The organism is Amphritea sp. (genome assembly GCF_048266285.1).
Classification (GTDB): Bacteria; Pseudomonadota; Gammaproteobacteria; order Pseudomonadales; family Balneatricaceae; genus Amphritea.
The window spans coordinates 55,114-75,488 of record NZ_JBLWZV010000019.1 but is presented as its reverse complement, the minus strand read 5'-3'; the positions used below and the strand labels follow the sequence as shown (position 1 = coordinate 75,488).

Genomic DNA, 20,375 nt, shown 5'->3' with positions numbered 1-20,375 from the left:
ATGAGATGGTTCTCCTTGTTGGTTTCGTCACCTTTCCAGCATAGCTGGTTAAAAGCGAGGGGAACCATCTCATTAAGCCCCAAGTCTGTATATGCAGAAATTAGGGCTTGCAGGCCATTAAGTTAAACTAATTTGCACCCCAGATACCATCGGCTTGCGAGTACGGGCTCTTTTTGCACTTCGCTTTCGGCCTCTTTACGCATACTGTCCCATTGCGATTCCATTAGTTATCCTCAATATTCAAAGGCTTATTTATATATCCAGAAATCGTTGCCTTGATCTCTAATCTGCCTAAAAGTCAGAGGCACAAAAAACTTGCTCGCAAGCACCCTTGGCACAGACTTAAAACAGCTCTTCTTAATTACGAAGTATCAAAAAGCGGCAACTGGCACTTTTTTCTTTCGATTGTTGGGTAGGAACCGTGTCAACGACCTGGCTCTACTTCACCACCCAGCTCCTCCCAATTCGCAAAACCACCCGACAAATTCTTAACCTGCGATAGGCCCATCTCAAAAGCCTGTTTTGCAGCATACAAAGAACGCAAGCCGTGTGCACAGTAGAAGACATAAGTTTTGTTTTGGTTAAAAACCTCATTATGGACAGGACACTTGGGATCAATTAAAAATTCCAACATCCCTCGTGGACAGGTGAAAGTACGGGGTATAACTCCATGTTTTTTGCGTTCCTCGGCTTCGCGTACATCGACAAAAACATACGCATCGTTTTGGTAAAGTTTTTTTGCCTCCTCCACAGAAACATCTTCAACAACCTGACGGGCTTCTTCTGCCAAAAGCTGAATACCCTTAATAATCTTTTGAGACATTGGTTTTTCCTTTTTATAGCACGGCCTTATGCAACAGAGCCTTCTTGGCCGGTAACGGGAATTGATTACAGCGCGTATAGCCGCCCCCTAAATAGCAAGGAGCTAATAGTTAGCAGAGGCTAGAAATATTCTTAGACTCAGTCATGGAACGTAGTTTTCGTTAAAATCAGCCCCACGACCTAAGAAGGTTTCTTTAGTCAGGTAGAAACGGTGAAACTTTTCTAAGAAATCTTCTGATACGGTTTTGTCAGGTAAACCTGTTTTCATCATGCTCTTCTGCCAAGCACTAATCTTAGGGAACAGTTCCAACATGTCATAACCTGAATGATCTTTGACAAGCAGAGCGCGATGGAGCAATGGCAACCAAGCGATATCCACATTGCCCATTACCTGACCATTAAAGAACGGCCCCTCCCCGAACTGTTTTTCAGCCTTTCCGAACGCTTTACTCAGGTTCACCATTTTTTTAATCAAGGTTTCTTTATCTTCACTTTGCATGGCACTGCATTGTGCAAGGTAATGCTTGCTGGCTTGATAGCTCCAGGCTCGGTCTTTTGCCCGTTGAATCGGATTTAAACCTGCAATCAATGGCTCCGTTATTTCCTCGATATATTCGACAATGGCGTCGGATTCATGAAGTGCTTCACCTTCCTCTGTAATCAGAACGGGAACCTGGCCTATTGGTGAAATATCCAAGAACCACTTTGACTTGGCGTTCAGTTGAATATATTCAATGTCATAGCCAACATTTTTTGCCGCGAGCATGCCGGTCACACGCTGTACAAAAGGACAAATCTCAAAGCTTACGAGCTTGATCATCTTTCGAATTCCTCATTGTTAGATACTTTTTTCCTAATAAGACGAGGCACAAATAAAAAGACGAAAAGTTTCCAAGGATGAATAAAGCCTCTGCTCTATGGGAGTATCGAGGACATGGGAATACTCACTTTTTACACAGTTCATTCGTCTTTTGGAATCTTCTCTCGTCTTACTCTGGAAACGAAAGGAGAGCTATATGAACTTTGACCAAAATAACACCGGTACCGAAAACAACTTCATCCGTAAAAGTCCTGAGATGCTCACCAGTATTTTTGGTACTACAGAGGTAACCCCTTTGTGGGTAGCTGACATGGACTTTACCGTTGCCAACCCCATCAAAGCTGAGCTTCAACGGCTGGTCGATCGCGGCCAATTTGCCTATGAGTTCAATTCAAAAGGCGTATTTAACGCAATCAGTAACTGGTATCAGCGCCGACATGGCCTGGATCTTAATACCAGCAATTTTGTGCAAGTCACTGGGGTGTTGACAGGGATAGCCTTGCTCATTCGCGAATTGACGAATCAGGATGACAGCGTTTTGATTCAAACACCGGCTTATCACCAATTTTCCAAAGTAATTAGTTCGGCTGGCCGCAACGTCGTAAAAAGTCCCCTAAAGATAGTTGGCGGCAAGTATGAGATAGACTTCGATGATTTGGACACGAAGCTGCGGGCAGTCGACGTTAAAGTCATGATTCTGTGCAATCCGCATAACCCAGTAGGCCGTGTTTGGAGCAAAGAGGAGCTGGAAACCGTCTTACAAATTGCTGCACGCCATAACGTGACGATCATAAGCGACGAGATCCATGCAGATATCATTTACTCGGGGCATCGCTTCACCAGCCTTATGAAACTGGATTCCAAAAATCATGTCGCCTTGATCGGTTCCCCGTCAAAGACCTTTGGTATGCAGAGTATATCCAATGGTTACATCTACACAGCAAACCAGAGCATTCTGGAGTCTATGCGCGCTGCTGCGGAGTCGATGTATCTTGATCATGGTAACGCCTTCACAACATTTTCCACCATAGCCGCTTATGAAAAAGGTGAGGAATGGGTGGATGAGTTGCTGGTTTATCTGCAAAGCAATCGTGACTGGATTAGTGATTTTGTAGCAAACGAGCTCCCAGGGGTCTCGATGTTCCCTATAGAAGGAACCTATCAAGGCTGGCTGGACTTCTCGGCAACAGGCCTATCCGGAGACGATCTCACCACGATATTTGGCAAATCCGGATTCGGTGCCTCTCCCGGCACTTGGTTTGACCAAGACGCGAATCTGTTTGCCCGCGTGAACTTTGCTGTCCCCAGAGCAGATATAAAAGCAGCGTTCAAACGCTTACAAACAGTGTTAATACAGCCCAACTCCCTCCAAGAAAGGGATACCAAAGCCAACGCTAAATGTTGCTGCTAAACAAACACTATAAAGCCCAAATGTCATCTGATGTGGATCAGTCTGAAGGCGAAAGCCAAGCTATTCATAGTCATTCTGTTCAGACTGCTTCGTTTTTAACCAGTGATCAATAATTTAATCTGAGTACAAACAGGAGCATTAGTATGCTTACAGGAAAAAAAGCACTAATTATCGGCGGTTCAAGCGGAATCGGCTTGGCCAGTGCAAAAGCGATGGTAGAGAACGGTGCGCGGGTCGCCATCACCGGTACGAATATAAACAAACTTGAAGCCGCATGCGCCACGTTAGGAGCAGGTGTTCTGGCCATTCAGGCTGATGTAACTAAAGCCGAAGATCTTGAAAGAATGCGCTCTGAGCTTGAGAGTGAATTCGACGAACTAGATATTCTATTCGCCAATGCCGGTGTGGCCTTCGGAACACCCCTTGGTAAAACCAATGAGGATATGTACCACCGGTTAATGGATGTGAATGTCAAAGGCGTCTTTTTCTCCGTACAAGTGGTTCTTCCTCTGATGCCAGAAGGAGCATCAATCATACTGAATACATCGTGGCTAAATCAGGTAGGAACGCCTGGGAAAGCTCTATTATCGGCATCCAAAGCAGCGGTAAGATCCTTCGCCCGTGTCATTTCAGCCGAGCTTGTAGAGCGCAAAATTCGCGTCAATTGCGTCAGCCCCGGCTCCATCGTGACGCCGCTTCATCGCGCCCCCAACGAAACCGACGAGCATTTTCTAGCTTATGTCGACCGAGTCGGCAAGCAAGTACCAGCTGGACGGATGGGGCAGCCTGAAGATATCGCTTCAGCGGTACTATTCCTGGCCAGTGATGCGTCTAGTTACATGCTCGGCGCTGAAATTGTTGTCGACGGAGGGCGTGCGGACCTTTAAACCCCTTACCCATTATTTCAGCGCAACGAGTCATCGCAGGGTGGCTCACCCTCAAGCAGTAGGAGGGGAAACCCACACTCAGCGACCTATTTTTATATTTTACTTCGTCTTTCTAATTCCTGAGTATTGCGTGACCGAATATACTGCTAAATTCTTAAAAATTTTAAAGTAACTTGAGGCCCCTACAAGAAGAAATCAATAACAAACAAGGTCTTTATGAGCATTAGCATGATCAGGTTAGTCAACATCACGTGCGGGTGGTGCGTGCGGGAGATATCTCTTTTTGAGACCTTAAAAATTACTTGGCGTATGAACGCTAATGGTTTCTAGTAGACATGAGAGCAGCATAAATAAAACCGGTATCCTTGTTAATACCGGTTTTTGACAACCCTCTGGAGGCTGTCAACCAATCAGTTATTCGTAAACTGATTGGCATTAACCCAGAGCAAAACAGTCAATACGTATGAATTACACTCTGATCGAACTTTCTCGTTAGTTGTGCCTTGATGTGTTCAAGGGCGGCATCCATAACAATTGCTTCTTTGACGCCAGTACGACGATTTTTATATTCGAAGTTGCCTTCATCCATACTACGATCCCCAATGATGAAAATGTGAGGAATGCCTACCAGCTCAACATCTTTTAACATTACTCCTGGGCGCTCTTGACGGTCATCAAATAGAACTTCAATACCCATAGCCGTTAGTTCACCGTATAACGCCTCAGCAGCTTTTTTAATTCGCTCAGATTTGTGCATGTTTATTGGTACGATAGCCACTTGAAACGGAGCGATAGGTTCTGGCCAGATAATACCGAATTTATCGTGATTTTGCTCAATAGCTGCTGCAATAATACGTGTACAACCGATACCATAACTACCCATTTCCATTACTTGGTTATTACCGTTTGCATCAAGAACTATTGCTTTCATAGCTTCTGAGTATTTATTACCTAATTGGAAAATGTGGCCAACTTCAATGCCTCGTTTAAGAAGTAGAGTACCTTGACCACATGGACTTGGGTCACCTTCAACAACATTACGTAGGTCAGCAACTTGACCTAGTGCAACATCACGATCCCAGTTGATACCGAAGTAGTGTTTGCCGTTTATGTTAGCTCCAGAACAAAAATCGCTCATTACAGCAACAGTGCGGTCTACGATGAATGGTAGGCCAAGACCTACAGGCCCAAGAGAGCCAGGATCCGCACCGGTTAGTGCACGAATATCAGCTACTTCTATCATTTCAAGTGGTGAAGCAACCTCAGCAATTTTTTCAGCTTTGATTTCGTTTAGTTCGTGATCCCCACGGACGATAAGCGCAATAATGTCTGAATCTACTTCATCAGAACCTTTAACTAATAGCGTTTTTATCGTTTTCTCAATAGGAAAGTCATATTGCTCTACTAGCTCTTCAATAGTCTTAGCTTTTGGCGTATCAACTAATTCCATTTCTTGATTTGCAATTGCGCGCTTGATTGTTGGAGCTAGAGCTTCAGCTCTTTCAATGTTAGCCGCGTAATCAGATTCAGTAGAAAATGCGATCAAGTCTTCCCCGTTTTCTGCTAATACGTGGAATTCGTGAGATGTTGAACCACCGATAGAACCCGTATCAGCTAATACAGGGCGAAAATTCAATCCCATTCGGTTGAAAACGTTACAGTATGCTTGATGCATATCCGCATAAGTCTCCTCGAGGCTTTCTTTGTCTAGATGGAAAGAGTATGCATCTTTCATGATGAACTCGCGAGAACGCATAACACCGAAGCGAGGACGAACCTCATCGCGGAATTTGGTTTGGATTTGGAATAAGTTCAACGGAAGCTGTTTGTAGGATTTCACTTCGTTGCGAACTATATCTGTGATTACTTCTTCGTGAGTCGGCCCCAACACAAACAGTCGGTCGTGACGGTCAGTAATACGTAGAAGCTCGGGACCAAACTGACACCAACGCCCAGTCTCCTCCCATAAACCCGAGGGCTGCACTACGGGCATCAATGTTTCTACTGAACCGGCATCAGTCATTTCTTCACGAATAATATTCTCAACTTTTCGCAACACTCGCAGACCGGTAGGTAGCCAAGTGTATAGGCCTGAAGCTAACTTACGGATCATCCCTGCACGTAGCATCAACTGGTGACTGATTATTTCAGCGTCGTTTGGTGCCTCCTTTAGGGTAGAAAGAAGATATTTACTGGTACGCATTTATAGTATCCGTCATTGCTAATAAAAAATCGTAAAGATGTGATGCCCATCCACCAGCTATAATGATGATTGGATCCACCATTAGAGCTGTATGGAATGATCGCCTATTACGACATATCCCATGGTTATAGCTAGTGGGGGCCTATGATAAGACCTTGGCCTGCCCACTCAGTCACATCGCAGGATCACTCGAGCCTACACTGCATGTAAGTAGACGAATCGAACACAAGTTCCAATGAAACAGATATACCCCTAGTGTTCGTTTCATCAATTAAAGGGAGTGATGTATTCTTTGTAGAGCGACGTTCCAAGCTTCACTATTTGCCCCAATTACACACTCACCATTTACACGCATAGATAGACGTATAAGGCAACGCTGTAATTCGTCCACAAACCATTCCTTAGGAAGCGCCCGAACTGAGTCAACAAGTAGTTTACAATGAGCAAGCTCTTGCCCAGCTAAAGTGTAAAGTACCCATTTCCCCTGTTTTTCTTGCGTAAGCAAACCCGCTTTGAATAGCATTTTTAAGTTTCTTGAAACGTTGTACTGTGTATCTTGAGTAACGTCCATAGCCTCAGCAACAGTAACACGTTGATCTACATGAACTAAAAGCCAAAATAAGCGCAATCTATTGGGATCTGAAAGCGCTTTTAAAGCATCAATATATCTATCATCCATTTTTAATTTATCTGTAAGTTTTGTTTAAACCAACAATCTGTATAGGTATACCAGCTAAAAGATGACACCTGAACCGGTCCAGTGAGACATCAAAGATGTCTTATCTCCTAGCAAGCTTTTAGACATATACAACCTTAGTAACAACAAGTTGAGATGAATCGAGACGATACACTGAACTGAAGTTAGCCCGTAATTTTCTAGTCATTTGGTTGATCTGTATACGTATGAAGATGATGCCATCACCTTCATACAAGTAGCCAAATTAACTATGCCATTTTCATTATTTATTTGCAAGCATACTTGCACGATTGTGCATGTATGCATATAATCCGCATCTCTTTTAATTTATATAAACAATAGGTGATGTTTTGGATACGGATCAACTTACAATCGCTCTGAATGAGTTTGTTCATGTCGGTGGCGCACTAGTTATAGTTATAGCTTTGGTATCAATTTTGACTGGTTTTATGCGTGAATACATTCCACAGGAGAAGTTACATAAAAAACTTACTAAGCACGAAAAGTGGGGCCCCTTACTTGGTGCTAGCTTTGGGATGTTAACCCCGTTCTGCAGTGCTTCTGTGGTGCCTGTCACCATGGGAATGGCAACGATGGGAGTTTCTCTTGGAACAGTATTGAGTTTCTTAATTTCTGCCCCTTTATGTAATTTCATTGTATTAGCAATGGTGTATGCAGTATTTGGTTTAAAAATAACCTCTATATACCTTGCTATAACTTTTTTCGCCGCGGTGATTGGTGGGTGGCTTATTACTAAAACACCTTGGCGAAATGAAATTAAGCGTGGAGACGAGTTAGATGTTAGCAAAAGTCAGTCTAGCTGCAGCACTACGTCTGTTTCGGCATGTAGTTCTTCGGCTTCAGCAATGAGTCAATATGAAAGTACAGTTGATAATATAGATGCCTGTGGAACTATTAATATAGGGTGCGATTCTAGCGCAGCCGTAGAGCTAAATAGCATTGAATCATCCAAGGCCAATAATGCGCTTCGTTTTGCTCTGGCACTGTTTAAAAAAATCATCCCATACGTCTTATTAGGGGCATTAATCAGCGGAATTTCTGCAGCGTATATACCTTCTGACTTTATTGAGAAATACATGGGTGGAGATAATTTTTCCTCTATTGTTATTGCCGCTGTTATTGGTGTACCTCTTTATCTGCGGATTGAATTGGCGATCCCATTGCTACAAGTATTGATCTTGAAAGGCATGGGGCTTGGGCCTGCTATGGCTTTGATCATTGGAGGCACCGGAGCTAGCCTGCCTGAAATAGCACTAGTTTCAGCTGTCTTAAAACCCAAAGCCGTTATCGCATTTGTGTCTATTATTGTACTTACTGCAATTTTAGGTGGCATGTTATTTAAAGTGATTTAACAACTTAAAACCTACGAGAACTCTCGTAGGTTTTTATTGCACATTATTGAAAAGCATCCAGTCTAAGTGAACGAATATAACTTTAAGTAAGGTTGCTCAACATACCTTGAAGTTGTTGCTGCGCTAGTTTACCTAAAGGCAGAAGCGGCTTTCTCGGATTACCGACAGCTTTTCCTTGCAATGAAAGTCCTGACTTTACTGCCGCAGCTAAACCTGATGACACAATAAACTCTAGAAATTCATATTGCTGATAAAATAGCTTTTGAGCCTTATCACTCTCGCCATTTCTGACAGCCTCAAACAGCTGCTTCGGCTTATCGCCAATTAAACAGGGCGCCGCCGTGCACCAACCACTAGCTCCAGCATTGAGAGCCTCCAACGCCATGTGATTACAACCATTAAAAAACGGCACATTGCCCTCTGATAGCGAATAGAGTTTATGCATGCGCTCTATATCCCCAGTACTTTCCTTGATCATGCTTGCATTCAGGATGTTATTGACCATGTTCAGCATAAATTCGGGCGACATATCCACTCCGCAGGTCGCTGGATTGTTATATACCATAATGGGCAAAGGGCTCGCACTTGAGACTGCTTCATAGTGTTGGAAAATTTCCGCCTCACTCAACTTATAATAAGAAAAAGGTGACAGCATAATCATGTCAGCCCCGATATGATGGGCGTATTGCGCGTATTTAACAGCTTGATCTGTGGTAAGCTCTGCGATGCCAATGATTACCGGCACCTTTCCCGCAACGTGCTTGACTGTATAGTCAGCAACCTGTTGCCACTCATCATCATTCAAATAAGCGGCCTCTCCGGCACTGCCTAATGCCGCAATTGCATCCACTTTAGCCTCCAGTAAAGTATCTATTACATCGCCGAGCTGAGCGAGATTAACTTGCTTATTATTCTCGCTGAAGGGCGTAACTGGATAGCCAATAATACCTGATAGATTCATAATTAACTCCTCAAATGCAGTTTGGGTGGTTTTTCAATGCTTGCCTTGCGTAGTAAGCGAAATTGACATTGTTACGTTTTTCCGTTGATACCCAATCATGGGCTTCTTGAGCCAAATCATGCGGCAGAGGCTTAATTTGACCTGCGGCCATTGCGAGCAATTGCAGCTTTGCTGCTCGCTCAATTAAGATGGCTAAGTTACACGCCTCTTCAATTGTCTTGCCGGTAACTAGCTGACCATGATGAGCCAGCAGTACCGCGCGGTTGTTACCCAAAGCCTGCGAAATAAGAATGCCCTCCTCATTACCCACAGGCACACCCGGCCAATTAGCCACAAACGAGCAATCGTTGTATAAAGCAGATGTATCCATTTGAGAAATCATGAGTGGCACTTCCAGCATAGACAATGCGGCCACATAGGTCGGATGCGTATGAATAATGCAATTCACCTCAGGATGCTCTTTGTAAATCCACGTATGAAAGCGATTAGCGGGATTCGGCATGCCTTCGCCCGCCAAGCGCTCAAGATCATGATTGACCTCTATCAGGTTGTCGGCTGATATCTCATCAAAGCCCAACCCCAACCGTTGAGTTAAAAAAGTATTGGGCTGATTGCTACGGCAGGTAATCTGTCCAGCTAAACCCGAGTCATGCCCTTTATCGAACAGTATTCGACATGTAAGCGCCAATTTTTGACGAGCGGAAAGTTCTACGTCTTGAAAATACTTTTGCATATCCGTTTCCGCGATATCTATTAACTCTTGTTTAGTTTTGGTTGCGGTTTTCATACTTTTTATCCTAAAACGATGCTTTGACAGTAGCTGCATACTATCGCTAGACTGGACCACCAATAAGGTCCAGTTTTTGTAACTATTATGGCCCAGGCGGATGGGATGCTATGTTAAGACCGTGGAAAACTCAGTTGTGGCTGGAAAACAGCCCTGGCAAAACGCTGCATTTAAAACTACTCAATACGCTAACGGCAGATATCAAAGAGGGGCGGCTAACACCGGGCAGTATGTTGCCTGGATCTCGGTCTTTAGCCGAGCAACTCAGTGTCAATCGCAAAACAGTGCAACAGGTTTATGAAGAGCTTGAAGCGCAGGGGTGGCTCATTACGCGCCCAAGATCAGGGACATTTGTTTCTGAGGTACTACCCGAGCTGGGGCTTTCTCAGTCAGACAAGCACCTAGTTAACATGACTGACAGCACAAAATCAGCGTCTAAATTAGTTGAGGTTCTCTACCAAGATGCCGTCAACCTCCATCACAATGTTGCGTTAACAAACGATGGCACACCAGACTCTCGGCTGATTCCTTACGAGCTGCTTGCTCGAACCTATCGACGGATTTGTATAGACCTAAGCCGCCACTCAAAGCTTGGCTATAGCGATCCAAAAGGATGCTTTGAATTACGTAAATCCATCGCCAAAATGCTATCCGGTGACCGTTTCATGAATTGTTCTGTAGAACAAATTTGTATTGTCAGAGGTAGTCAAATGGGGATTTATCTCGCCTCTCGCATTCTGGATTCGAAGAAAGGTTCTATCGTCATGGAAGAGCTTTGCTATCTACCTGCGAAAGCAGCCTTCGAATCCAATGGTTTTAATGTTTTGAAATGCAGGCTTGATGATAAAGGGCTTGATATTCAGCACTTGAGAGAAATTCTAGCAGAACATTCGGTCACCGCCATTTATGTCACCCCCCACCATCAGTATCCAACAACGGCCTGTTTATCCATGGACAGGCGGCTCACGCTACTGGAACTATCCAAAACGTATAAGTTCGCGATTCTAGAAGATGACTATGACCATGAATTTCACTATGAAAAGAACCCTATTCCACCGCTTGCAAGCCTTCCAAACTCTGAAAATGTTGTACATATTGGGTCGATGTCAAAAGTTTTAGCTCCTGGTTTAAGAGTGGGTTATATCGCTGCCGACACCCAGTTTATTGAACGAGCTGCCCAAGAGATCATACTGATCGACCGGCAAGGTAATGCAGTATCTGAGCTGGTGCTTGCAGACCTAATGGAATCCGGTGAAGTCCGACGACATATTCGAAAAACACGGAAGGAATATGAGATGAGGCGGAATTTTGCAGCGGCGGAGTTTATACGACTGTTTGGAGACAATATCTCTTTTAAATTACCCACTGGGGGCATGGCTATATGGGTCGATATTTCGAAGCTAACTAAAGGTCGAACACTTGCCGACCTGCCAGGCAAAGACTCAACACTAAGCAGTTTTTATACCGATACGCAAATTGACCCTTCACATTTGCGATTTGGCTTCGGTGCTCTAAATAAAGCGGAAATTACACTATCAATAGAACAGTTATCACAAGCGCTACTAATCAATATACCTGCTTTTGCCACTAAACCATGAAGCAACGGTAATTCTCCCTTTTTTAACACCTGCTAAAAGTAGAAGTTAAGTGACCATCAGCGGTGGTTTACCACCGTTGGCTTCATGGGGTCGTTTATGATGGTAAAACCATAACCAACTTGTTGCATAGTCTTGTACTTCATCCGGTGTTTCGAAGAGATGTTTACTCAGGATTGGTCAGTTAGAAGTGGTCTGTTGTGACTACATCAGGCTGCAGAAAAAATTGAGTCGACTTCGATGAAAGGATCTAGGTAGATTCAGGTTCTGCATTGATTCTATCTCCATGGCTTTTGGGTTGTGATATCACCAAGAAACGTAAGCTCTCAGTGCCATTATTCATTAATTGATGAGGTTCTTGAGCTGGAACGTGAATACCACTACCAGAATTGATCTCGACAATATTGCCTGATATTTCTATATGGGCTACGCCCGAAAGCACATAGAAGAACTGTTGGGATTCGTTATGATAATGTCGCTCTTCTTTTTCATTTGGAGGCACCTCCTCTTCGATTACACTTAAACTATCAGATTTAAGCAAGTGCCAGCCAACGGAGTTAATTCCCCATTTATAGCGCTCCGCATTTTCAGTATTTATGATCTTCATTATTTATCCTGGATAGCAGTAACTTAAAGGTGATTATCTTTCTCACATCATTGATACGCTCTAGATTTCAAGCACAATAGTAAGGGTATATGCGACGTTGATAGACCTTGTATAGTCCATTTGATTGTCTTTAATCTCGAAGTAATATGATCGAACACTTAGCCCGCTCTGTCACTCTGGCAGATACCGAGCCCAAGAAAAAATCATCGATTTTTGGGCGATGATGAGCCGCCATAATCGCCAGATTAATCTCTTTAGCTGTGATGTAATTGATAATAGTGTCTGGTGTAGAGCCCTCGTATACACGGAGGACGGGATGGACACTTTCTGGTATCACTCTATGCGAATAATCCTGTAATTTACGGGCGATATCTTTAACTGCGGTGATGTGATTTTTTTCACTAAAATAGGCTGCGATAAATGAGTTAGTAAAGCCGGGCACAACGGTGAGCATGTGTAGCTCAGCTCCGTTTTCTGTTACTTCACGTAGTGCTAGCTTCAATGCATGTTCTGCAAATTCGGGTTCATTTAAATCAATGGGAACGAGTACTTTTTTAAACATCGTTCATATCTCCTGCAAACCTGACAACCTAGCGTGGATAGCTGGTTATCAGATTTCTTATCTGTCAGGTTGGTTAAACGTTAGTTAGCATTCACTGTATTGGAGAACACTACTCTAGCTGTTTTACGGCGACGTTGAAGCAAAAAAATCAATGCAAATAAAGCTAATGCAGGTATGTAGATCCACTCTTTAGCAGGCTGTACTTGGGGTATATCCACTGAAGTAATGACTTGGTCAAAGACCAGCCCAGCTTTTTCTGCAGGACTATCAAAACCGACGTAATCAACTACCGTTTTGCCATTATTGGTGAGCAAGGCTAATCCGGATGACTCTATCCGTGCTGCGCCATCTGTTCCATTACTTAATGCCATGCTAGCCATAAATAAACGGTTGTCCCCCACGTCATCTTCACCCTGAACCCATAACCGTAATTCAGTGCCTGCTACCATCGAGTTAGCCGCTTGAATAAGTTCTGTTGGCGCTATTTGTTTATGAGGCGGTATTATCTGGTCCATCCAAAAGCCGGGGCGGAAAAGAGAAAATGCGACTAACATTAGCGCCATCGACTCATACCAACGGCTGCGAACAAGAAAGAACCCTTGAGTGGCTGCGGTAAATATCAGCATGGCGGCTGTGGCAACAATAAAGATCATTATTCCTTGAGACCATGTCACATTGATCAGCAAAAGATCGGTGTTGAAAATGAATAAGAAAGGTAGAACTGCGGTGCGCATACTGTAGTTAAAGGCAACAAAGCCTGTACGAATCGGGTCACCACCGGAAACAGCTGCTGCAGCAAATGAGGCCAAGCCGACTGGCGGTGTAACATCCGCCATAATACCGAAGTAAAACACAAACAAATGGACCGCAATTAACGGAACGATTAAACCAGACTCTTGACCTAGGGTAACAACAACGGGTGCTAATAATGCTGAAACCACAATGTAGTTAGCGGTAGTGGGTAATCCCATCCCGAGAATCAGGCTTAATATTGCGGTCAGTATCAACATGAGTAACAAGTTACCCATCGAAAGAATCTCAACCAAGTCGGCCAACACAGAACCAACGCCGGTTTGTGATACGGCTCCCACAATGATACCGGCCGTTGCTGTCGCGATACCAATACCAATCATGTTGCGAGCCCCTACGATCAGCCCATCAACAAGTTCGTTACCGCCTTTCCTTAGTTGATCAAGTAACGCTCCTTCTTGACGAAAGTAAGCTATGAGAGGTCGTTGAGTCACGAGTATAAGGATCATTAATACCGTTGCCCAGAAAGCGGATAGCCCTGGAGACAAGCGTTCAATCATCAAACACCATACCAGCACAACCACGGGGAGTAGAAAATGTAGACCGGACTTAACCGTCGGCCCCACTTCTGGGAGCTCAATCATAGGCGAATCAGGGCTATCTAATTTTAGGCTGGGCACTTTTGCGGCATAGCGTATCAAGTAAAGGTACGTCATCGCTAATAATGCAGCGATTATCCATCCCGCATTTTCACCAAAGACTGGTTTGATCCAGCCAATGCCATAATATACAACAGCGGCGAGGGCGGCCGTTACCATGAAGCCTGTTAATAAGCCGATAACGCGAAGGTGCCAAGGTTTGATCGCGCCGCGACGAGGTAGACCCTGCATATCTAATTTTAACGCTTCTAAATGCACAATATAGACCAGCGCGATATATGAAATGAGTGCTGGTAAAAATGCATGTGTAATAACCTCTACATAAGAGATACCTACATACTCAACCATCAAAAATGCAGCGGCACCCATGACCGGAGGCATAATCTGTCCGTTAACAGATGAAGCAACCTCTACTGCGCCGGCTTTTTCAGCAGAAAATCCAACACGTTTCATCATCGGAACGGTGAACGTGCCGGTGGTTACCACATTGGCAATGGATGAACCTGATATAAGACCAGTAAGACCTGAAGCAACGACCGCCGCTTTGGCTGGGCCACCACGCATGTGTCCTAATAAGGAAAATGCTACCTGTATAAAATAGTTACCGGCACCCGCCTTATCCAACAGTGCGCCAAACAAAACAAACAGAAATACAAAACCAGAAGACACACCGAGTGCAATACCAAAAACGCCTTCAGTGGTTAGCCATTGGTGGTTGATAAGTTCTTTAAGCGTTACGCCTTTGTGAGCAATGATATCCGGCATATAAGGGCCGGCTAGCGAATAGGTTAAGAACACAACAGCCACCATCATTAATGGTGGTCCCAGCGTTCTGCGTGCAGCTTCGAGTAATAAGATAAGTCCAGCGACAGAGATTACTAAATCTTGTGTATTCGGAAGGCCTGGGCGGCTAACGAGCTGGTCATAAAACAGAAAGATATAGGAAGCACAAAAAGCAGCCACAAGGCTGAGTATCATATCGTTGAGTGGTACGCGGTGATGTGGCGAGCGGGTGAAGGCCGGGTAGGCTGTAAAGGCTAAAAATATTGCAAAGCCTAAGTGAATGGCACGGACTTCTGTGTCGTTGAAAATACCAAAACTACCAATCAATGGCCAATCATAAAAGGAAAGTGGTGATGCTATCCATAACTGGAAAAGAGACCACGCCAGCGCGGTTCCTAACAGAATTTTACCCTGCCAGCCGTGCGGAACACGTGCGCCGGTATCATTAGCTGCCACCATTTCTTGCAGTTCTGTTTCATCAATGGCTGTTTGCATATTACTGTTTTGCTTGTTCAAATTCGTCATATTCATCTCCCAGCGTTGGAATCAGGAACAAGAAAAAAGGGGTGCGGAACCCCTTCTTTGGCTAGTTATAAATTACATCCAGCCTTGTTCTTTGTAGTAACGAATTGCGCCTTCATGTAAAGGTGCAGACAAACCGTTTGTTATCATTTGCTTCTGATCTAAGTTGGCAAACGCAGGGTGAAGGCGTTTGAACTTATCAAAATTATCGAAGACCGCTTTAACTATCTGGTAAACAGTATCGGGATCAACCTTTGCTGAAGAAACCATTGTTGCAGCGTTGCCAAAGGTCTGTATATCGTCATCATTTCCTCTGTAAAGACCGCCCTTAATTATGGCTGGAGCGTAGAAGTCATTTTCAGCGATTAGTTTATCGATGATCGGCCCCGTCACTGGAATCAGTTTTGTATCACAAGACGTTGTTGCTTCTTTGATGATACCGGATGGGTGACCTACATTTGATAATATGACGTCGAGTTTGTTATCACACAGCGCCTGTGACTGCTCAGATGATTTCAGCTCAGCCGCCAACTTGAAAGAATCGCGGGTCCAGCCTTTTTTCGCCATGATCACTTCCATCGTACCGCGAGTGCCCGATCCTGGGTTATTCAGATTAACTCGCTTGCCTACCAGATCATCAAACGTTTCAACACCGGAGTCTGCACGAGCAACTACGGTGAATGGTTCGCTATGAATAGAGAATAAGGCGCGTAGATCTTCGAACTTTCCTTGTTCAATGAAAGAGTCATGCTTAGTGCCGTTAAGGGCATAAAACTGCCAATCTGATTGGGCTACCCCCATATCTAGTTGGCCTTGACGGATAGCATTTATATTTGCAACCGACCCTCCAGTTGATGGAGCTGTGCATTTGATTCCATGATCTTCAGTGCCTCGGTTAACCAAGCGACACATTGATTGACCAACAACATAGTAGACGCCTGTCTGACCACCCGTACCAATAGTCATGTAGTTCTGCTCAGCGTTGGCTGTCGTAGTGCTGAGAGCGGCGGTTAAACTAATAGCGGTTGAGATGATTAGTTTTGAAAGTTTATTTATTGTAGTCATGAAATTTATCCTTATTATTAACAAAAAAAGATGTGTTTTTATTTTTTTATAATTTCTAGAAGCTGTGCTAGAAAAAACTCTACCTCCTCTTCGGTGTTATAGTGAGCCATGGAAAATCGAGCTACAGATTCTAGGCCTAGGGGCCGCAGAATATTTCCGGAGTAGAGATCATTTGATCGTGCGTGGATACGTATCCCATACTTATCCAGTGCGGAGACAAGATTGACAGCGTCCCAGCCCTCGACACCAAATGAAACAACCCCTTCACGTTGATTAATATCGGTGGTGCCAACGACCGTCACGCCTTCTATATTTAAAAGACCTTTGTGCTTTTTATTGCCGTGCAGAAGCGTCGAAATAAGTACATGCTCATGCTGGAGCATTGCTTTACCCGCAGCACGAAGTTGATCTCTTGTATTTGTTGATTGGGTAAACTGTTTGCCTAACCAAGATAGATATTTAACGACCTCTGTAATAGCCGCTAAAGCAGACGGGTCACGACTACCAAGCTCCCAGACATTATCTGGTTTGCCTATCAGCCGATCATGAGGAATGTGGCTCATTCGATCGGAGAGCCACGCATATCCGTTATTAAATTTGGAGTACACTTTGTATAGCGATATGACGTAAGCATCAGCGTTGTAATCTTCCACATCTAGATAGCCATGGGGAGCATGCTGTATACCATCAACGATCACAAAACACTCAGGGGCCGTGGCTCGAATCGCCTCAATGATAGACTTAACATCCATTACCACTCCTGTTACCGGGTTAGTGTGGATAACTGTGGCAACACGAGTATCGGGTCTTACACAAGAGGCGTAGTCTTGGGCACTGACAACACCGGTTTGTGTATCAAACGGGACCTCAATCCATTCTCGTGAAGTATTCTCGGCCCAGAGCTGTGTCGCACTATAAGTTGAAGGGTGCTCGACCGGACTGGATAGAATGGAACCTCCAGCGGCAGCGGCAATTGCTGCACTTCGTACCAACCGGAATAGACACTCTGTACCCGTTTCCCCACCAAAGACGACGCCGCTTTTTGCACCAAAAAGCATTCTAAGGTTATCTAGCCCCTCCTCAACCGTAGTACTCATCGCTTTTGAGGCTGCATTGTTCCGGTGCTCATTATCCGGTACTGCTCCTATCTCAGCCGTACGTTTAATGACAGACTTCAAGGTTAAGGAGCCGCCCGCGCTTTCAAAATAGACTCGTTTACCGGCATAAGGGCAATGATCAACATAATGGAATTGGGAACGAACCTGCTCTAGCAGGTCGGCGTTTAACGGAGAGGTATAAAGTTCTTCATTAGTTTTCGAGTGGACGTTTTTCATGGATAAACCCTGCTGACTGATATGGTGGATATAAAGCAAGTACTCAACTGAGATTTTCCGAATGCTGTATAACCTTGGTAATCAGTCTAAAAAAGCTAATGCATAAAAAAAAGCGAATAGTTAGAATATTTTTTGAGTCTTTTTTTTCATATATTGGTTTTGTAATATCACCTTTACCCATAACCCTTACAATTAGCCTTAGACTAATCATCGAAAAAAGTGATATATATTTATCCTTAAGCATCTCTTTAGGGAAAACAACTGCTACTTATAGCTAGATTCCATAATATTGAGACATATACCAAAATATTCAGTGTCTTGATCCTCGTTGCGCAGTGGGGTTTTTAGAGAAAAAGGCGATCGGATAATGATTACATTCAAACAAATTGAAGCGCTCTTCTGGATATCAGAGTTGGGTAATTTCGCAGCAGCCGCTGAAAAACTACATACGACGCAGTCTGCAATTTCAAAAAGAATCAATGAGTTAGAAACGACGTTCGGTATGTCAGTATTTGATCGTTCCCGCCGCAATGCCAGGCTTACAGAAAAAGGTAGTGAGCTATTGCTGATGGCAAAAGATCTAATTGAGATGCGAGACGAAATGCTTGAGCGTATGGCTAATCCGCAAGTTCTGCATAAGCGTTTCCGGATTGGTGTTACGGAATTGACAGCACTAACGTGGTTACCAAAACTGGTAAAATTGATAGAAGAGAACTATCCACGCTTAATTCTTGAGCCGCAAGTTGAACTGAGTTCTGTGTTGTTCGATAAGATGAGCGATGATTCACTAGACTTTATTATTGTCCCTGATATTCATGAGGATGCACGTTTTAAGGTGCAACCACTCGGATCCGTAGAAAATGCTTGGATGTGTACACCTGATTACACTGATATTCAGGCGCCAATAGCGTTGCAAGATATTGCTCAGTTTAACGTGCTTATGCAGGGTGCGCGGTCTGGTACAGGACTTATCTACGATCGGTGGTTTTCACAAAATAAAGTACAAGCCAGCCAGGCATTAATTAGCAGTAATCTAGTTGCACAGCTTGGTCTGACATTATCCGGTTTCGGTATTACCTATTTACCATTAAAGGCCATGAACTCATTAATTGAGCAAGGGCAGCTTCGAACCTTAGACATCCACCCTAAGCTCCCTCAGGTTCGATATGCTGCAATTTATCGTGCTGATCGTGACTCACGGCTCTACACGGACGTAGCCGATTACGCTAAGCAGGCCTGCGATTTTAGTCGATTTCTGTTAAATGGTTTTTAGCTATTCATGCTTCTTTTCTATTAGGGCGTCCTTATTTTTATCATAACTAACGCTGCGCGTACTCCTTGATTATCCAATAGGGAGCGTTTTTGATTTGACGGTTCTCTGATAGAGAGGGGGTGAGTAGTGGGCACTGTAACTAGATTCGTTATGCGCCATAAGTGATTAACGGCTACGAAAAGTGGGCCGGTTCTATTTCACTAGATGTTTTTTGATTTTGGACGATTAAACTTTGCCTTGTTGCGCCGCTTAATCTAGCTCGCTTTTTATTCTCTCAGGCTTTTCTGTCAGCAACCAATCAAGAAAGTGCTGTTTAGCATTCAACTGCTCATTCGGTTTAGGCTCGATGACATAGTAGCCACTTTCAGAGCTCAGGCTAAATTCTCTCAATCCAACCAGAACTTTTCTTGCAATTAGATCATCGACTAGCGTGCCCCAGCCTAACCCCAACCCTTGGCCAGCAATGGCTGCTTGTATAAGTAAGGTGTAGTTATTAAAGGTCAGGACTGGCTCCCCCGGAACGATCTGGCTGCGCCGCTTCTGAAAATAGCTGTGCCAGTCAAGCCATTGCTGATCAGCATCACTTTTCAGCTTTAGTAAAGGCATGGATGCTAGCTTTTTATGACTAGCAACGGGGCTATTATCTTGCAGAAATGATGGGCTGCAGATGGGGAATACTTCTTCATTGAAGAGCTTAAATGAATATGGCTGTACTGGTTGAGGTCCATCAAAGACAATTGCAACGTCGACATTCTGCCCTGTAAAGTCGTACTGCCCTTGAGATGTAATGATTCGTACATCTATTGTCGGGTGTAATTCCCTGAAACGAGGCAGCCGAGGCAATAGCCAAAATGCGGCAAAAGCAAAATCAGTTGCGACATTTATTACTTGATGTAAACGAGTTTTTTGCAGTTTTTCCAGACAGGTAACTATCGTCTGAAAGCCTTCCTGAACTGCGTTATATAGCTGGATTCCTTCTTCAGTTAACGCGACACCTCGATAGATGCGACGAAATAGTGTGAGGCCTAAACGGGTCTCAAGCCCTTTTATTTGTTGGCTAACGGCTGATTGAGTGGACTTTAACTCGTGTGCGGCCCCAGTAAAACTCTTGTGGCGAGCGGCGGCCTCAAAGATGAGTAAGCTCTGAGCTGATGGTAAACGTTCTGAAAGTAACATAAGTACAACTTATATTTATTATTAAATTTCAACCCGTTTACAGTATCTTTTTTTCTGTTAAAAATCTAACTCATCAAAATGAAAACTG

The 20,375-nt window shown here is 44.0% G+C and carries 17 protein-coding genes and 1 pseudogene; 5 read left to right on the top strand and 13 right to left on the bottom strand.

The annotated features are described in order from the left end of the window. Positions 1 to 424: 424 nt before the first annotated feature. Together ACN0T0_RS16585 and ACN0T0_RS16580 are read right to left on the bottom strand one after the other, a co-directional pair. On the bottom strand, positions 425 to 823 hold the full coding sequence (locus tag ACN0T0_RS16585; RefSeq protein ID WP_417227842.1) for a rhodanese-like domain-containing protein: 399 nt from the start codon (positions 821 to 823) through the stop codon (positions 425 to 427). A 141-nt stretch (positions 824 to 964) separates the two neighbouring features. Beyond that, entirely contained in the window at positions 965 to 1,642 is a 678-nt protein-coding gene (locus tag ACN0T0_RS16580) for a glutathione S-transferase family protein (RefSeq protein ID WP_417227841.1), read from the bottom strand. Between the two features lie 196 nt (positions 1,643 to 1,838). Between ACN0T0_RS16580 and ACN0T0_RS16575 the strand changes: the two genes are divergently transcribed. Next, entirely contained in the window at positions 1,839 to 3,053 is a 1,215-nt protein-coding gene (locus tag ACN0T0_RS16575) for a MalY/PatB family protein (RefSeq protein ID WP_417227840.1), read from the top strand. A gap of 143 nt (positions 3,054 to 3,196) precedes the next feature. Next, the gene (locus ACN0T0_RS16570; RefSeq protein WP_417227839.1) at positions 3,197 to 3,940 is read left to right on the top strand and encodes an SDR family oxidoreductase; all 744 of its coding nucleotides are present in this window, start codon (positions 3,197 to 3,199) and stop codon (positions 3,938 to 3,940) included. A 454-nt stretch (positions 3,941 to 4,394) separates the two neighbouring features. Here ACN0T0_RS16570 and ACN0T0_RS16565 read toward each other — a convergent pair whose 3' ends face one another. Together ACN0T0_RS16565 and ACN0T0_RS16560 are read right to left on the bottom strand one after the other, a co-directional pair. Next, complete coding sequence (locus tag ACN0T0_RS16565) at positions 4,395 to 6,143, bottom strand: proline--tRNA ligase (RefSeq protein WP_417227838.1); 1,749 nt, start codon at positions 6,141 to 6,143, stop codon at positions 4,395 to 4,397. Positions 6,144 to 6,414: 271 nt separating this feature from the next. Continuing rightward, a complete protein-coding gene (locus tag ACN0T0_RS16560; RefSeq protein WP_417227837.1) occupies positions 6,415 to 6,822 on the bottom strand; it encodes an ArsR/SmtB family transcription factor in 408 nt (135 codons plus the stop codon). Positions 6,823 to 7,190: 368 nt separating this feature from the next. On the opposite strand from ACN0T0_RS16560, the gene ACN0T0_RS16555 reads away from it, so the two are divergent. Continuing rightward, on the top strand, positions 7,191 to 8,213 hold the full coding sequence (locus ACN0T0_RS16555; protein WP_417227836.1) for a permease: 1,023 nt from the start codon (positions 7,191 to 7,193) through the stop codon (positions 8,211 to 8,213). Between the two features lie 82 nt (positions 8,214 to 8,295). On the opposite strand, the gene ACN0T0_RS16550 is transcribed toward ACN0T0_RS16555, so the two are convergent. Together ACN0T0_RS16550 and ACN0T0_RS16545 are read right to left on the bottom strand one after the other, a co-directional pair. Further along, the gene (locus ACN0T0_RS16550; protein WP_417227835.1) at positions 8,296 to 9,174 is read right to left on the bottom strand and encodes a dihydrodipicolinate synthase family protein; all 879 of its coding nucleotides are present in this window, start codon (positions 9,172 to 9,174) and stop codon (positions 8,296 to 8,298) included. 10 nt (positions 9,175 to 9,184) lie between these two features. Beyond that, positions 9,185 to 9,961 carry an aldolase gene (locus ACN0T0_RS16545; protein WP_417227834.1) on the bottom strand — a complete coding sequence of 259 codons (777 nt, stop codon included), beginning with the start codon at positions 9,959 to 9,961 and terminating at the stop codon, positions 9,185 to 9,187. A gap of 110 nt (positions 9,962 to 10,071) precedes the next feature. Between ACN0T0_RS16545 and ACN0T0_RS16540 the strand changes: the two genes are divergently transcribed. Next, the gene (locus tag ACN0T0_RS16540) at positions 10,072 to 11,559 is read left to right on the top strand and encodes a PLP-dependent aminotransferase family protein (RefSeq protein WP_417227833.1); all 1,488 of its coding nucleotides are present in this window, start codon (positions 10,072 to 10,074) and stop codon (positions 11,557 to 11,559) included. A 45-nt stretch (positions 11,560 to 11,604) separates the two neighbouring features. Here the strand turns inward: ACN0T0_RS16540 and ACN0T0_RS16535 are convergent. The 6 genes and pseudogenes from ACN0T0_RS16535 to ACN0T0_RS16510 all read right to left on the bottom strand — a co-directional run. Next, positions 11,605 to 11,730, bottom strand: a pseudogene (locus ACN0T0_RS16535) (IS3 family transposase); the annotation flags it as partial. Positions 11,731 to 11,806: 76 nt separating this feature from the next. Continuing rightward, a complete protein-coding gene (locus ACN0T0_RS16530) occupies positions 11,807 to 12,163 on the bottom strand; it encodes a cupin domain-containing protein (RefSeq protein WP_417227832.1) in 357 nt (118 codons plus the stop codon). Between the two features lie 130 nt (positions 12,164 to 12,293). After that, positions 12,294 to 12,725, bottom strand: a complete 432-nt coding sequence (locus ACN0T0_RS16525; RefSeq protein WP_417227831.1) for a universal stress protein — start codon at positions 12,723 to 12,725, stop codon at positions 12,294 to 12,296. An 80-nt stretch (positions 12,726 to 12,805) separates the two neighbouring features. Further along, on the bottom strand, positions 12,806 to 15,442 hold the full coding sequence (locus tag ACN0T0_RS16520) for a TRAP transporter permease (RefSeq protein WP_417227830.1): 2,637 nt from the start codon (positions 15,440 to 15,442) through the stop codon (positions 12,806 to 12,808). Positions 15,443 to 15,514: 72 nt separating this feature from the next. Further along, a complete protein-coding gene (locus ACN0T0_RS16515) occupies positions 15,515 to 16,504 on the bottom strand; it encodes a TAXI family TRAP transporter solute-binding subunit (protein ID WP_417227829.1) in 990 nt (329 codons plus the stop codon). A 38-nt stretch (positions 16,505 to 16,542) separates the two neighbouring features. Next, entirely contained in the window at positions 16,543 to 17,838 is a 1,296-nt protein-coding gene (locus ACN0T0_RS16510) for an aminotransferase class V-fold PLP-dependent enzyme (protein ID WP_417227828.1), read from the bottom strand. A gap of 367 nt (positions 17,839 to 18,205) precedes the next feature. On the opposite strand from ACN0T0_RS16510, the gene ACN0T0_RS16505 reads away from it, so the two are divergent. Next, positions 18,206 to 19,111 carry a LysR family transcriptional regulator gene (locus ACN0T0_RS16505; protein WP_417227827.1) on the top strand — a complete coding sequence of 302 codons (906 nt, stop codon included), beginning with the start codon at positions 18,206 to 18,208 and terminating at the stop codon, positions 19,109 to 19,111. Positions 19,112 to 19,360: 249 nt separating this feature from the next. Here ACN0T0_RS16505 and ACN0T0_RS16500 read toward each other — a convergent pair whose 3' ends face one another. After that, on the bottom strand, positions 19,361 to 20,287 hold the full coding sequence (locus tag ACN0T0_RS16500) for a choline sulfate utilization transcriptional regulator (protein WP_417227826.1): 927 nt from the start codon (positions 20,285 to 20,287) through the stop codon (positions 19,361 to 19,363). Between the last annotated feature and the right edge of the window lie 88 nt (positions 20,288 to 20,375).

Excerpts from the sequence above, each read along its gene's own strand:
- ACN0T0_RS16585 (WP_417227842.1), bottom strand. The coding sequence starts at position 823 with ATGTCTCAAAAGATTATTAAGGGTATTCAGCTTTTGGCAGAAGAAGCC.
- ACN0T0_RS16580 (WP_417227841.1), bottom strand. The coding sequence starts at position 1,642 with ATGATCAAGCTCGTAAGCTTTGAGATTTGTCCTTTTGTACAGCGTGTG.
- ACN0T0_RS16575 (WP_417227840.1), top strand. The coding sequence starts at position 1,839 with ATGAACTTTGACCAAAATAACACCGGTACCGAAAACAACTTCATCCGT.
- ACN0T0_RS16570 (WP_417227839.1), top strand. The coding sequence starts at position 3,197 with ATGCTTACAGGAAAAAAAGCACTAATTATCGGCGGTTCAAGCGGAATC.
- ACN0T0_RS16565 (WP_417227838.1), bottom strand. The coding sequence starts at position 6,143 with ATGCGTACCAGTAAATATCTTCTTTCTACCCTAAAGGAGGCACCAAAC.
- ACN0T0_RS16560 (WP_417227837.1), bottom strand. The coding sequence starts at position 6,822 with ATGGATGATAGATATATTGATGCTTTAAAAGCGCTTTCAGATCCCAAT.
- ACN0T0_RS16550 (WP_417227835.1), bottom strand. The coding sequence starts at position 9,174 with ATGAATCTATCAGGTATTATTGGCTATCCAGTTACGCCCTTCAGCGAG.
- ACN0T0_RS16545 (WP_417227834.1), bottom strand. The coding sequence starts at position 9,961 with ATGAAAACCGCAACCAAAACTAAACAAGAGTTAATAGATATCGCGGAA.
- ACN0T0_RS16540 (WP_417227833.1), top strand. The coding sequence starts at position 10,072 with ATGTTAAGACCGTGGAAAACTCAGTTGTGGCTGGAAAACAGCCCTGGC.
- ACN0T0_RS16530 (WP_417227832.1), bottom strand. The coding sequence starts at position 12,163 with ATGAAGATCATAAATACTGAAAATGCGGAGCGCTATAAATGGGGAATT.
- ACN0T0_RS16525 (WP_417227831.1), bottom strand. The coding sequence starts at position 12,725 with ATGTTTAAAAAAGTACTCGTTCCCATTGATTTAAATGAACCCGAATTT.
- ACN0T0_RS16520 (WP_417227830.1), bottom strand. The coding sequence starts at position 15,442 with ATGACGAATTTGAACAAGCAAAACAGTAATATGCAAACAGCCATTGAT.
- ACN0T0_RS16515 (WP_417227829.1), bottom strand. The coding sequence starts at position 16,504 with ATGACTACAATAAATAAACTTTCAAAACTAATCATCTCAACCGCTATT.
- ACN0T0_RS16510 (WP_417227828.1), bottom strand. The coding sequence starts at position 17,838 with ATGAAAAACGTCCACTCGAAAACTAATGAAGAACTTTATACCTCTCCG.
- ACN0T0_RS16505 (WP_417227827.1), top strand. The coding sequence starts at position 18,206 with ATGATTACATTCAAACAAATTGAAGCGCTCTTCTGGATATCAGAGTTG.
- ACN0T0_RS16500 (WP_417227826.1), bottom strand. The coding sequence starts at position 20,287 with ATGTTACTTTCAGAACGTTTACCATCAGCTCAGAGCTTACTCATCTTT.